Source organism: Guyparkeria sp. WRN-7, assembly GCF_001641825.1.
Classification (GTDB): domain Bacteria; phylum Pseudomonadota; class Gammaproteobacteria; order Halothiobacillales; family Halothiobacillaceae; genus Guyparkeria.
This window is the reverse complement of the sequence record NZ_LRFH01000003.1, coordinates 87,522-100,439: the sequence shown is the minus strand read 5'-3', so window position 1 is coordinate 100,439 and position 12,918 is coordinate 87,522. Positions and strand designations below refer to the sequence as shown.

General features: G+C 63.3%; 11 protein-coding genes. 7 read left to right on the top strand and 4 right to left on the bottom strand.

Annotated features, from left to right (window positions below; translation table 11 throughout):
• Positions 1-76: 76 nt before the first annotated feature.
• A complete protein-coding gene (gene dacB / locus AWR35_RS01860; RefSeq protein ID WP_058574269.1) occupies positions 77-1,540 on the bottom strand; it encodes a D-alanyl-D-alanine carboxypeptidase/D-alanyl-D-alanine-endopeptidase in 1,464 nt (487 codons plus the stop codon).
• Positions 1,541-1,835: 295 nt separating this feature from the next.
• Here dacB and prfB point away from each other — a divergent pair.
• The 7 genes from prfB to AWR35_RS01825 all read left to right on the top strand — a co-directional run bounded on the left by prfB (position 1,836) and on the right by AWR35_RS01825 (position 10,163).
• Positions 1,836-2,934 (top strand): peptide chain release factor 2 gene (gene prfB, locus AWR35_RS01855; protein ID WP_156413901.1). Its coding sequence is split into 2 segments (ribosomal slippage): positions 1,836-1,910 and positions 1,912-2,934, totalling 1,098 coding nucleotides; the frame shifts between segments, so codons are not numbered across the junction.
• 73 nt (positions 2,935-3,007) lie between these two features.
• Positions 3,008-4,504, top strand: coding sequence for a lysine--tRNA ligase (gene lysS / locus AWR35_RS01850; protein ID WP_058574267.1), 1,497 nt, complete (start codon positions 3,008-3,010; stop codon positions 4,502-4,504).
• 100 nt (positions 4,505-4,604) lie between these two features.
• Positions 4,605-5,630 carry a hypothetical protein gene (locus AWR35_RS10560; protein ID WP_082663844.1) on the top strand — a complete coding sequence of 342 codons (1,026 nt, stop codon included), beginning with the start codon at positions 4,605-4,607 and terminating at the stop codon, positions 5,628-5,630.
• Between the two features lie 611 nt (positions 5,631-6,241).
• Positions 6,242-7,153 carry a M23 family metallopeptidase gene (locus tag AWR35_RS01840; RefSeq protein WP_058574265.1) on the top strand — a complete coding sequence of 304 codons (912 nt, stop codon included), beginning with the start codon at positions 6,242-6,244 and terminating at the stop codon, positions 7,151-7,153.
• A 101-nt stretch (positions 7,154-7,254) separates the two neighbouring features.
• Positions 7,255-8,013, top strand: coding sequence for an ATP-binding protein (locus AWR35_RS01835; RefSeq protein WP_058574264.1), 759 nt, complete (start codon positions 7,255-7,257; stop codon positions 8,011-8,013).
• A 302-nt stretch (positions 8,014-8,315) separates the two neighbouring features.
• Complete coding sequence (locus AWR35_RS01830; RefSeq protein WP_058574263.1) at positions 8,316-9,614, top strand: VTT domain-containing protein; 1,299 nt, start codon at positions 8,316-8,318, stop codon at positions 9,612-9,614.
• A gap of 27 nt (positions 9,615-9,641) precedes the next feature.
• A complete protein-coding gene (locus AWR35_RS01825; protein WP_058574262.1) occupies positions 9,642-10,163 on the top strand; it encodes an N-acetyltransferase in 522 nt (173 codons plus the stop codon).
• 23 nt (positions 10,164-10,186) lie between these two features.
• On the opposite strand, the gene AWR35_RS01820 is transcribed toward AWR35_RS01825, so the two are convergent.
• From AWR35_RS01820 to AWR35_RS01810, 3 genes are all read right to left on the bottom strand, one after another.
• Entirely contained in the window at positions 10,187-10,384 is a 198-nt protein-coding gene (locus AWR35_RS01820) for a CsbD family protein (RefSeq protein WP_058574261.1), read from the bottom strand.
• A gap of 148 nt (positions 10,385-10,532) precedes the next feature.
• Entirely contained in the window at positions 10,533-11,819 is a 1,287-nt protein-coding gene (locus AWR35_RS01815) for an MFS transporter (RefSeq protein WP_058574260.1), read from the bottom strand.
• A 43-nt stretch (positions 11,820-11,862) separates the two neighbouring features.
• Positions 11,863-12,918 (bottom strand): mechanosensitive ion channel family protein, encoded by a 1,056-nt coding sequence (locus AWR35_RS01810; RefSeq protein WP_058574259.1) that lies wholly within the window; start codon positions 12,916-12,918, stop codon positions 11,863-11,865.

Below are 12,918 nucleotides of genomic sequence, written 5' to 3'. Positions count from 1 at the left end.
GGACGCGATTGGCCGGGATTCAAGTGGTTGCGGCGGGGTGTTGAAGCGGTGCCCTCGGTGTCGGCGCGGTGGTCCCTCAGCCGTTCTCGTACAGCCAGGTGAGCAGGGCATCCTGCACGCGGGTGCCGCCGCCGTACTGCACGCCCTGCTCGTTGTGCAGCATCACCACCACGTAACGACGCCCGGATTTGGCCAGCAGGAACCCCGCACCGGCGCGCACGTCGCGCAGGGTGCCGGTCTTGATGTGGGCACGGCCGCGGATCGAGCCCTTGTCGAGGCGCTTTCTCATGGTGCCGTCGATGCCCGCGATCGGCAGGGTGGCCATCACCTCGGGCATGTACGGGCTGTTCCACACCGACATCAGCATGTCGCCCAGCTGGCGGGGCGTGAGTCGGGCGAGACGCGACAGGCCCGAGCCGTTGTCGACCACCGCGTTCTTCCAGTCCAGTCCGCGCTTCTTGGCCCAGCGGTCGATCAGCTCTACCGACTTGAGCTCGGTGGCCGGCGGGCCTTTCACCTCCGCGCCCATGGTCAGCATGATGTGGCGGGCCATCACGTTGTTGGACCACTTGTTCATCAGCCACAGGTAGTAGGACAGCGGCCGGGAATCGTGGGTCAGCAGCTTGGGTGATCCGGCCTGCACCAGCCCCTCGCGCCAGTGGCCGTCGATGGTGCCGCCGGCGGACTCGAACAGTCGCTCGAAGGCATGGAAGAAGGCATCGTGCGGATCGCCGGCCACCCGGTAGTACAGATGCGGCGCGCACTGGCGCGACACGGTGCCGCGCACCTGGATCTCGGCGGCGGCCTCGGTGGGGTTGCGGATGTCGATCACCGGCCGGTTGGTGCTGTTGCGGCACGGCTTGTTGACCAGGGTGAGTTCGTTTTCCAGCGCCATGCGCGGGTTGGGCGGCCAGGTGCTTACCGCGCTCTCGCCCGTGCCGTGCGGGGCGATGCTGATGCGCACGGCGCGGTTGTCCAGCAGCAGGGCGTTGGGGATCGCGTTGTAGACCCGGTCGGGGCGATTGTCGAAGTCGCCCGGGTCGTCCTCGATGGGCCCGAAGTAGGAATCGTCGAGGACCACGTCGCCGCGCACCTCGCGCACGCCCAGCTCCTGCAGGCGCAGCGTCACGTTCCACAGGTCCTCGCTGCGGAACCACGGGTCGCCGTAGCCCTTGATGTAGAGGTCGCCGTCGATCACGCCGTCGACCGGCATGGCATCGGCGTAGATCTCGGTCTTCCAGCGGAAGGAGGGGCCCAGCGTGTCCAGGGCGGCGACCGTCGTGACCAGCTTCATCACCGAGGCCGGGTTGAACAGCTGGTCGCCCTGGTGGGCGATCAGCGGGCTGTCGCTGTCGACCGCCTGCACCCACAGGCCGAGGTTGTCGGCATCCAGCTTCTGCTCGGCCAGCTCGGCCCTGACCGACGAGGGCAGCTCGGCGGCCGCAGCGGTGCCGGTCAGCGGGAGGGCCAGCAGGCAGGAAAGCCCCATCCCGAGCAGTTGGCCGAAGGCGTTATGGCGGGCGTTTCGCATCAAATCCATGGTCGCGTCGAGTCTCCCCTGTGACGACTATTTCACCGGCTCCGGCCAGCCGGGCGAGGGCCATCATGCCACAGCAAATCGGGGCTGGGCATGGAGCATTTCGATGGCCCCGATACCGCGCCTGATAGCGCTTTGAGGTAACCGTTGGCATTCAGTAAACTACGGGCCTCCCGATCGAGACCGAACGCCATTTCCGGCGCGCCGCTTTTGGGCCGGCAGCGCCGCGTTCGGACTCGATCCGTGGGCCTTTTGTTCCACGCCACCTTTCATCGACGACAGGCGAAACCGCACTTACATGGCCGAAATCAACCCGATATTGAACCGTATCGACAACCTCACCGAGCGCTCCGAGTCGCTCCGGGGGTATCTTTAACTACGATGAAAAGAAAGAACGCCTGGAAGAAGTCGACCGCGAGCTGGAGGTGCCCGAGGTCTGGAACGACCCGGATCGCGCCCAGTCGCTGAACAAGGAGCGTGCCTCGCTGGTGCGCATCGTCGACACGCTCTCCGCGATGCGCGACGGCCTGACCGACTCGCGCGACCTGCTCGAGATGGCCGGCGAGGAAGACGACGAGGACACCATCGCCTCGGTCGAGTCCGACGTCCAGGAGTTCGAAAGCCAGATCGAGGATCTCGAGTTCCGCCGCATGTTCTCCGGCGAGATGGACGAGTCCAACGCCTTCATGGACATCCAGGCCGGCGCCGGCGGTACCGAGGCGCAGGACTGGGCCTCCATCCTGCTGCGCATGTACCTGCGCTGGGGCGAGAAGCACGGCTTCAAGACCGAGATCACCGAGATCTCCGACGGCGAGGTCGCCGGCATCAAGTCGGCCACCATCCGCTTCGAGGGCGAGTTCGCCTTCGGCTGGCTGCGCACCGAGACCGGCGTGCACCGCCTGGTGCGCAAGTCGCCGTTCGACTCGGACAACCGTCGCCACACGTCCTTCGCCTCGGTGTTCGTCTCCCCCGAGGTCGACGACAACATCGAGATCGAGATCAACCCGGCGGACATCCGCACCGACGTCTACCGCGCCTCCGGGGCCGGCGGTCAGCACGTCAACCGGACCGAATCCGCGGTGCGCTTCACGCACATCCCCACCGGCGTGGTGGTGGCCTGCCAGTCCGAGCGCTCGCAGATCCAGAACCGCGACCGTGCGATGAAGCAGCTCAAGGCGAAGCTCTACGAGCTGGAGATGCAGAAGCGCCGCGAGGAGGCCCAGGCGGTCGAGGACACCAAGTCCGACGTCGGCTGGGGTAGCCAGATCCGCTCCTACGTGCTCGACCAGAGCCGCATCAAGGACCTGCGCACCAGCCACGAGACCGGCAACACGCAGGCGGTGCTCGACGGCGATCTCGACCCGTTCATCGAGGCCAGCCTCAAGAGCGGCCTCTGATCGGGGCCGACCGAATACAGACCGGCCGGGATCGCCCGGCCGTTTTTCCTTTTCCCCAAGGCAGACACGAACCATGGCCGAGCAAAAGCCCGAACTCGACGAGAACCAACTGATTGCCGAGCGCCGCGAGAAGCTGAAAAAGCTGCGCGAGACCGGCAACCCGTTCCCCAACGACTTCGACCGCGAGAACATGGCCGGGGAACTGCAGGCCGAGTACGGCGAGCACGACAAGCCGTGGTTCGAGGAAAACACCGTGCGTGTTGCGGTCGCCGGCCGCGTCATGGCCAAGCGGGTGATGGGCAAGGCGAGCTTCCTCTCCATCCTCGACCAGTCCGGCCGCATCCAGTTCTACGTCGCCCGTGACGACGTCGGCCCCGATGCCTACCAGGACTTCAAGACCTGGGACATCGGCGACATCGTCGGCGGCGAGGGCGTGCTCTTCAAGACCAACAAGGGCGAGCTCTCCGTGCGGGTGGATTCCATCCGCATGCTCACCAAGAGCCTGCGCCCGCTGCCGGACAAGTACCACGGCCTGTCCGACACCGAGGCCCGCTACCGGCAGCGCTACCTCGATCTCGTCATGAACGAGTCGGCGCGCGAGACCTTCCGCCTGCGCACCCGCGTGATCCGCTTCATCCGCGACTACCTCGACGGCCACGGCTTTTTGGAAGTCGAGACGCCGATGATGCAGGCCATCCCGGGCGGCGCGTCGGCCAAGCCGTTCGTCACCCACCACAACGCGCTCGACATGCCGCTGTACCTGCGCATCGCGCCGGAGCTGTTCCTCAAGCGCCTCGTGGTCGGCGGCTTCGAGCGGGTCTACGAGATCAACCGCAACTTCCGCAACGAGGGCCTGTCCACGCGGCACAACCCCGAGTTCACCATGGTCGAGTTCTACCAGGCCTACGCCGACTACAACGACCTGATGAACCTCACCGAGGACCTGCTGCGCCGCTGCACCGAGGAAGTCCACGGCGGCACCTCGATCGAGTACCAGGGCGACACCTTCGAGTTCGGCAAGCCGTTCGAGCGTCTGACCGTCCGCGAGGCGATCCTGCGCCACAACCCGGACCTGACCGCCGCGGATATCGACGACGAGGACAAGGCGCGTGTCGTGGCCGAGAAGCTGGGTATCCCGCTCAAGGACTCTTACGGGCTTGGCAAGGTGCAGATCGAGATCTTCGAGAAGACCGCCGAGCACAAGCTGCACGACCCGACCTTCATCACCGAGTACCCGGCCGAGGTCTCGCCGCTGGCGCGCCGCAAGGACGACGACCCGTTCGTCACCGAGCGCTTCGAGTTCTTCGTCGGCGGTCGCGAGATCGCCAACGGCTTCTCCGAGCTGAATGATGCCGAGGACCAGGCCGAGCGCTTCGCCCAGCAGGTCAACGAGAAGGAAGCCGGCGACGAGGAGGCCATGCACTTCGACGCCGACTACATCCGCGCCCTGGAGCACGGCATGCCGCCGACGGCGGGGGAGGGGATCGGTATCGATCGGTTGATCATGCTGTTGACCGATTCGGCGTCGATTCGGGATGTGTTGCTGTTTCCGCATATGCGGCCGGAGTGACTACAAGGTCTTGATAATAATGTTAAAAAGCCCGCGAATAGCGGGCTTTTGTATTTTATAATGGATGTGTTTTAACCAAAAGGGAGTTGTTGGTCTTTAAATGCTTTATAAATTCAACACAGATAACGATGATCTAGACAAGCTCACGCCCGTCGCATTTAAAGATTTTTCGGCACTTGGGAGGCTTGAGAAGGATTTGGAAGACCTCGTTGCTAGAAGCGTTCTCGACGTTCTTTTTGAAGATGCCGGCCTGATGCCAGTGTTCCAAGAGCGTAAGTATCAGGCTGAAGCTGATATTTATGCTCTTAACGAAGAGGGTGATCTAACAATATTTGAGCTCAAGCGTGGGCTGGCAGGTGAAGAGGCTTTGCATCAGGCTCTTAGGTATGCCCAGGAAGCGGGTCAATGGACGTATGCTCAGTTGGAAAGTAAATATCATAAGTATTCCGGCCAAGACGTAGAACTTCACAAGGCGCATCAAGAAGCATTCGATCTCGAGCATGCATTAGAGCCACGATCAATCAACGTGAAACAGCACCTTGTGGTTATTGGTAGCGCTGCTGATGAAAGGCTCATAAACGGCGTGGACTATTGGAGGCGGCAAGGGGTTTCTATAAATTTCCTTCCCTACAGGATATACGATTTAGCCGGAGAGTATTATTTTGAGTTTTTTGCTCCGCCGTACGATAAACACAAAAACCCGGCTGATGCCAAAGGGGTTCTGTTTGATACAAATAGAAGCTGGGATGAGGAGTCTATTTGGTACATGGTGGAGCAGGATCGGGTAGCCGCTTTTGGTGATGCCAAAAGATTTGTTAGACACGTTCACCCCGGAGATATCGTGTTTTTCTCGCATAGGTGGTCCGGTATTGTTGCCGCGGCAAGAGTCAGGAATGGTCCTGTTAGGTCACCTGCGTACGATACATTGTATCGAGATGTTGAATTTATTACGCCAGTTCCCAAAAGAGGTTCCGCGATAGTTGGCATGCCCTTTAGTAAGGTCAGAGAGATAACTGGAAAGAATTTTTATTGGGCAAGAACAATTAAGGTTCCATATTTGAATAGCGATGAAGCCGAGGACTTGGCGCATCAGTTGAATTGTTTTCTTCAGAGTAACGACGTCTAAGGTTTGTTCGCAGCCAGTGGAAGCAGCTGCACGTGGGCGGGGTCGGACCTATCTAAGTCACTGGAAAGGTGAGGGGCTATTGCTTTTGGCCCGGCTGGTGTTCCCTTAGAGGGATTTTTTCGGGAGCGAAACCGGCGGTATAAGCGGCAGGAAGGAGGCGGGCAGAACGCTTAAAGACGTGGGAACGGTTTCGCACGCTCTTTACTTGGTACGGCTGCTTCATCGTTCCCAGTCCAGCGCGCGAGGCACTTTCTCTTGCTTGCCCAAGAGAAAGTACCCAAAGAGAACGGCACCCCTCGCCTTGGCCCTGCGGGCTTCCCTCCCGTCCGGGGTGCCGCGGACGGGTCGGTTCGACGCGACTTCCCTGTCGCGGCCGAACCTCGGCGCAACGTCCTTGTTGCGCCGACCCTGCGACACCCCGGCCGCTCGGCAAGGCGAAGGGGGCTCTCCAACCCGATGACTCCCTGCCATGTATATTTATCCGAGCACCGCTCTCCGTTCCGGGTAGCTGATGGCGGATGACCGAGGTAGAGGCGGCTGAATACGGGCGGGCCTACGCTGTGTGTCAGCTATTCCTCACCACACTGTTACGCACCTATTGAGTCAGCGTCGTGAGTGAAAGTCTTCCTATCGTGTTCGCGGCTTACCCATTGCTCCTCTCAGGTGCGGCTCTCATTTGGCTGATTTGCCTTGGAGGCCAGGACAAGCTCACTTGGGCAGTGCTGGTGTTGGCTTGTGGCAGCATCATGGCTTTCGCGTTCCTCGCGGGTAGCTGGGCCTTTACAAGCTATTTCCTTCGGTACGTTTTCCTTGGGCTATTCGCCGTTGTCTCGATGTTCCTGTACTTCCGGACCGGGTGCGGTAACTCCCATGGTCGGCCGCGCGGCAGCGGGATCACTGTCCTACGTGCTGCGATATTTCTCTTGTTCTCGGTGCTGAACGTGCTGGCGATCGCGTCGCATTACCCATCGGGCAAGACGCTTGATCTCGATTTTCCGCTCGGCTCTGGCACTTACTACGTGCTCCAAGGCGGGGCCAGTGCCGTCACCAACCCGTTCCACACCCTGAGTGGCGACAAGAAGGCTGTCGACATCGTCAAGCTCAACCGCTTTGGCAACCGGGCGGACGGTATCGCCCCGCGTGCATTGGGCGGCTACGAGATCTACGGCGAGACGGTTCATAGCCCGTGCCGGGGACGCATCGACCGGGTGCGCGACGGCCGGCCGGACAACCCGCCGGGGCACCCGGACACCGAGCGTTCGGAGGGCAATTACATCGTGTTGAAGTGTGCCGAGGCGGATGTCTTCATGGCGCACTTGAAGCGAGGCAGCATCAAGGTGGCGCCGGGGGAGGTCGTTACGGCGGGGCAACCGTTGGCCGAGATCGGCAACTCGGGAAACAGCCTCGAGCCGCATCTTCATATCAGTGGGACGGAAAACGGCAGGGAGATCGGGCTTCGATTCAATGGCCGGACGTTGTCGATCAACAGCGTGATCCGCCGAGGGGAAGTGGTGCCTAACTAGGGCGCTCACCCTGCCGCTTGGCAATGCGAAGGGGAGTCCCCAGCTCGAGGGCTCTATGCCATGTATATTTCAGGTCTCACTCCCACCGATCCTGCTAGCTGATGTCGGATATTGATTGGCACAACACCCATGCGGCCATCTGGCGCGCCGGTTCGCAACGACTGCGCCCGGTGCACCGGATCGATCCCGTCGTCCCCGAGCAGTTGCTGGGCGTCAAGCGCCAGAAGGCGGCGTTGATGGAGAACACCAGGCGCTTTCTTCATGGTCGCGGCGCGAACAATGCGCTGCTGTGGGGGTCGCGCGGCACGGGCAAGTCCTCCTTGATCAAGGCGATGCTCAATGCCTACGGCGATCAGGGGTTGCGGATGATCGAGGTGGACGCCGATGACCTGGGCGATCTGCCGGAGATCATCGACCCGTTGCTCGACCTGCCACAGCGCTTCGTTATTTTCTGTGACGATCTGTCCTTCGAGCAGGGCGATAGCCGCTACAAGGGCCTCAAGCGCGTGCTGGAAGGCTCGCTGGAGCTGCCACCGGAGAACGTGGTGGTCTACGCCAGCTCCAACCGCCGGCACCTGCTGCCCGAGCAGGCAAGCGACAACGACGGCGCGCGGCTGGTCGATACCGAGCTGCACCACACGGATGCCGTCGAGGAGAAGATTTCGCTCTCCGACCGCTTCGGCCTGTGGCTGTCGTTCTACCCGATCAGCCAGCCCGACTACCTCGAGATCGTCGATTTCTACTTCCGCGACTGGCAGGGCGACTGTGACGAGCTGCACGCGGAGGCCATCAAGTTCGCCCAGACCCGCGGCGTGCGCAGCGGCCGGGTCGCGCGGCAGTTCTTTAACGCTTTCGGTTGAGGGCCTTCGGTTGAGTCGCCGGCACATCGGGCTCAGGCGGATACTTGCGCCGTGGCATCTGGTTGCGACTGGATTCAGGGGGCATCCCGCAAAACCATCCAGGGAAACCATTTCGGGCAGATCGAGTCTCCCACAGGCAAGACAGGTAGCTCTCACGTGCCCCCCGGTCGCGGTAACTCGTTGACCGCCGTCGCCGTGGGTACTGGCTATACTTTTTTGCTTCCCTTCAACCGGACACGGGTGGACCCATCGACAGGATTCTTCAGTCGTTCCTGGAGCTCTCGCCCCTGACGGTCTATGTCGTGCTGGGGGTGTTGTGCTGGGCGGAAGCCGCCTTCTTCCTCGGCTTCTTCACGCCCGGAGAGCTGGCCGTGGTGATCGGCGGAATCCTTGCCTCCCGCGGTCAGGTCGAGATGGGACCGCTGCTGGGGGTGGTGATCTCGGCCACGCTCCTGGGCAACGCGACCGGCTTCTATATCGGGCGTCGCTGGGGCACTCGAATGCTGCAGTGGGGGCCGTTGGAGCGTTTCTTCGGCCCGTCGATCCGGCGGGTGCAGGCCTTCATGCAGCGCCGGGGGGAGTGGGCGATCGTGCTGGGTCGGGTGTCCACGCCCACCCGGATCATCGTGCCGTTTCTCGCGGGGGCCTCGCAGGTGCCCTACCGCCGGTTCCTGTTGTTCGACGTGCCGGCCAGCGTGGTCTGGGCGGTCACGTTCAGTACGCTCGGCGTGGTGCTCGGGGCATCCTGGGACGTGCTGCAGGAGGTCACCGGGACCGCCGCCTTCCTGGTGCTGATCCTGTTCATCATGGCGCTGGTCATTCGCTGGGTGGCCGCGCGCATCGCGGTCAACCGGCAGCGGGTGGAGCAGGCATTCCTCGTCGCCCTGCGGGTGACCGGCACCGAGGGCGTCGTTCGGGCGCTCGCCCCCGGTCTTCGCTGGCTGGCGCGGCGATTCAGCCCCAGCCTGGCCCACGGCTTGAGCCTGACGCTCAGCTTTCTCGCGCTGTTCGGCGCCGCCGGCGCGGTCGGCCTGGTGCTCAGCCACACCTGGGCGGTGGATGGCCTGGCGCTGATCGACTTTCCGGTTCTCGAATGGATCGCTGAGGTGAGAACCGACCAGTCCGTCGCCATCGCGCGCGGTGCCCTGCAGGCGTTTTACTGGCCGGGCATCCTCGGGGTGGCGATCCCGGTAATGGCCTTCGTTTCCTGGCGAGCGGGGTGGGGCGCGGCGCTTCGGATCGGTGTCGGGCTGCTCTCCGCGGCCGGCGGCGCCTATGTTCTCGATCACTTCGCGCTGGTGGGGCTGGTGCCCAACGCGGAGTTTCCTTCGGTGGCGGTCACGGCCGTGGCAGCACTGCTGGTTCAAACCACCGCGTTCACGTTCCGGATCTCGAACTGGCGGCCCGCGGTGGCCTGCGCCGCACTCGGCACCTTCGTGCTGGGCACCGTGGGGCTGGGCACCCTCGTGGCCGGCTGGGCGGCCCCCTCGGGCGTCGTGTTGGGGGTGGCGTTGGGGATCGCCTGGGCCACCGTGGTGGAACTGCTTGTGGATGCCCTGCGGGCGCCGGCCGCCTCGCCGGTGCGTGAGCCGGGTAAGTGAGCGATGAACGCGCCGGGTAAGTGAGCGATGAACGCGCCGGTCAGCATTCGTGCCGAGACGCCGGCCGACCGCGAGGCAATCGCCGCGGTCACCGAGGCCGCCTTCGCCACACTCGAGATCAGCGATCACACCGAGCAGTACATCGTCGCGGCCCTGCGCGCCGCCGGGGCGCTGAGCGTCTCGCTGGTGGCGGTGAGAGCGGGGCGGGTGGTCGGCCACATCGCCTTTTCGCCGGTGACGGTTTCCGACGGCACGCCCGGCTGGTACGGGCTGGGGCCGGTCTCGGTGCTGCCCGAACACCAGCGCCAGGGCATCGGCGCGGCGCTGATCCGCGAGGGGTTGGCTGAATTAAGGGGTCTGGAGGCTCGCGGCTGCTGCCTGGTCGGCCACCCGGACTACTACCCGCGCTTCGGCTTCGAGCACCCGACCGGTCTCGTCGTCGAGGGCGTGCCGCCGGAGGCCTTTTTCGTCCTGCCGTTCGACGGCGCCGTCCCGCAGGGCACGGTCCGGTTCCACGAGGCGTTCCGCGCGAGCGGGCCGGCCGACTAGTCGGCGGACCGGCGCGGAGGTCGTCAGAGGTTCTTCTCGAATTCGTCCAGTTGCTGGCGAGCCTCGTCCTTGGCGATGCCGTAACGTTCCTGGATCTTGCCGATCAGGTAGTCACGATGGCCCTCGGCCTCGGCGAGGTCGTCGTCGGTCAGTTTGCCCCATTGCTTCTTGAAGTCGCCCTTGACCTTGTTCCAGTTGGCCTTGATCTGCTCTGCGTCCATCGCGGTTTCCTCCGGCTGGTAGGGAAGGCGGCTCAGTGCGCTTTCAGCGTGAGCCGTTCGGCGAGATTAGTTCCGACGTTCCCGGCTTTCAAAGCCGGGGGAAGCGGCGCAGGGCAGAACGGGCTAAGCGAAGCGTGTCGCCGTTATCTCATGCCTGGCGGGCGATGCGCTCGCCTTCCTTGACGTCGACCCGCCACAGCAACAGGGCGCCGGCCACGAACAGGACAATCACCGACAGGATCCCCAGGCGCGAGCTGTCCGTCAGGAAAGCCACCGTGCCGATCAGCCCCGGGCCGATCACGGCGGCGAACTTGCCCATCATGTTGTAGAAGCCGAAGAACTGGCCGGCCTTGTCGGTCGGGATGATGCGTGCGTACAGCGAGCGGCTCAGCGACTGCACCCCGCCCTGCACGAGGCCGATGACGACGGCCAGCATGTAGAACTCCTGGACCTGGTGCATGAAGTAGGCCCAGACGGTGACCAGCAAATAGACGCCCAGGGCAATCAGTATCCCCGCCTTGGGGCCGATTCGCTCGCCGAGCAGCCCGAACAGCAGGGCGGCGGGAAAGCCGACAAACTGGGTGATCAGGATCGCCACGATCAGGTCCTGGCTGTCGAAGCCGATGGACAGGCCGAAGTCGACCGCCATGCGCACCACCGTATCGACGCCGTCGATATACAGCCAGTAGGAGACCAGGAACAACCAGACCACCCTGTATTGCCGGATATCGCGGTAGGTGGCGTAGAGATCGCGAAAGCCCCCCGTGACGGCATCCTTCAGGCCGATGCGCGTGCCGGCCCGATCGGCCGGGAGGTAGAAAAGCAGCGGCAGGGTGAACACCGCCCACCAGATGGCGACGCTGACAAAGGCGAAACGCACGGCCTCGATGCGGTCGGCAAAGCCGAACCAGCTCGGGTAGAGCGTCATCAGGATGTCGACGCTCAGCAGGATCCCGCCGCCCAGGTAGCCGAGCGCATAGCCGTAGCCGGAGACCAGGTCGTAATGCTCCGGCCGTGCCGCCTTGACGATCAGGGCATCGTAAAAGATCGCGCTGCCCATAAAGCCGATTACGCCCAGTACGTACAGCGTTGCCGCGGCGAACCAGGCGCCTTGTGCCACGCCGTAGAGCGAGGCGGTCATGATCATCCCCAGGGCGGCAAACGAGAGCAGCATGCGTTTTCTTGCCTCGCCGGCATCCGCGATGGCGCCGAGGATCGGGGCGAGCAGCACGATCACCACGCCGGCGATGGAATTGGCCACCCCGAGATGGAACGTGCTGGTGGTGACCGGCTGCCCGGCACTCAGGTACTCCTTGAAGAACACCGGGAAGATGCTCGCCAGCATGACCGCGGCAAACGCCGAGTTGGCCCAGTCGTACAGGGCCCAGGAGAGCACTTTCTTGTCGGTCAGAACTTTCCACATGGAACGAGGCATTCCGGTGTCGGGCTCATTCGGGATTCGGCTCTCGGGGAGCGACTCAGCTGGCGGGTGATTCGATGAACAGCGTCTGGGTGGGATAGGCGAACTCGATGCCTTCCTCCTCGAACCGCTGATGGATATGCAGGTTCACCGCCTGCTGGACGTCCATGTAGCGGTTGTAGTCCGCCGTGAGCACGAAGTAGACCGTCTCGAAATTGAGCGAAAAATTGCCGTAGGCCTTGAAGTGGGAGCGGTCGAAGCGGGTTTCCTCGCAAGCCTCGACCGCCTCGCGCATGATGGCGGGGATGATTTCCAGCTTGTCCCGCGGGGTCTGGTAGGTCACGCCGATCTCGAAGACCACGCGTCGTTCGTACATCCGCCCGTAGTTGCGAATGCGGCTCTGCAGCAGATCGGAGTTGGAAAACACCAGCTGTTCGCCCGACAGGCTGCGCAGGCGGGTGGTCTTTAGGCCAACGTGCTCCACCTTGCCGAGCAGGTCGTCGATGATCAGGAAGTCCCCGACGGTGAACGGCTTGTCCAGCACGATCGACAGGGAGGCGAACAGGTCGCCGAGGATGTTCTGCACCGCCAGGGCGACGGCGATGCCGCCCACGCCCAGCCCGGCGATCAGGGCGGTGACGTTGACGCCGAGGTTGTCCAGGGCGAGCAGCAGGATGAACGACCACAGCGCGATGCGGCCGAGAAAACCGACCGCGCTGAGCGTCATTTCGCTGCCGGGATCGGTCTCGCGTCGTTTCAGCCGGTAGCGCTCCAGTCGCTGGACGAGAAACGTGCTGGACCACAGGCCGGCTTGCAGCAGAAGAGCCAGCACGGTTGCCGACCGGATGAGTTGGTCGCCCTGGGCGGGCAGGTCGAAGTAGAGCGTGCCGATCGAGACCCCGACGACGAGCAGGAACCACCACTGGGTACGCCGCAATACGATCACCAGGTCGTCATCGATGGAGTTGCTCGTGCCTTCGGCGAACCTTGCCCAACGATTGAGCAGCACCCGCTGTGCGAGGACGAGCAGGGCAAAGATGCCCAGCGCGATACCCGAGGCGATCAGGGCGTCGACGAGATTGACCGGTCCGATGGTCCATTCCAGGGTGTTCAT

Coding starts and splice junctions, on each gene's coding strand:
- dacB (WP_058574269.1), bottom strand. CDS start 1,540: ATGGATTTGATGCGAAACGCCCGCCATAACGCCTTCGGCCAACTGCTC.
- lysS (WP_058574267.1), top strand. CDS start 3,008: ATGGCCGAGCAAAAGCCCGAACTCGACGAGAACCAACTGATTGCCGAG.
- AWR35_RS10560 (WP_082663844.1), top strand. CDS start 4,605: ATGCTTTATAAATTCAACACAGATAACGATGATCTAGACAAGCTCACG.
- AWR35_RS01835 (WP_058574264.1), top strand. CDS start 7,255: ATGTCGGATATTGATTGGCACAACACCCATGCGGCCATCTGGCGCGCC.
- AWR35_RS01825 (WP_058574262.1), top strand. CDS start 9,642: ATGAACGCGCCGGTCAGCATTCGTGCCGAGACGCCGGCCGACCGCGAG.
- AWR35_RS01820 (WP_058574261.1), bottom strand. CDS start 10,384: ATGGACGCAGAGCAGATCAAGGCCAACTGGAACAAGGTCAAGGGCGAC.
- AWR35_RS01815 (WP_058574260.1), bottom strand. CDS start 11,819: ATGCCTCGTTCCATGTGGAAAGTTCTGACCGACAAGAAAGTGCTCTCC.
- AWR35_RS01810 (WP_058574259.1), bottom strand. CDS start 12,918: ATGAACACCCTGGAATGGACCATCGGACCGGTCAATCTCGTCGACGCC.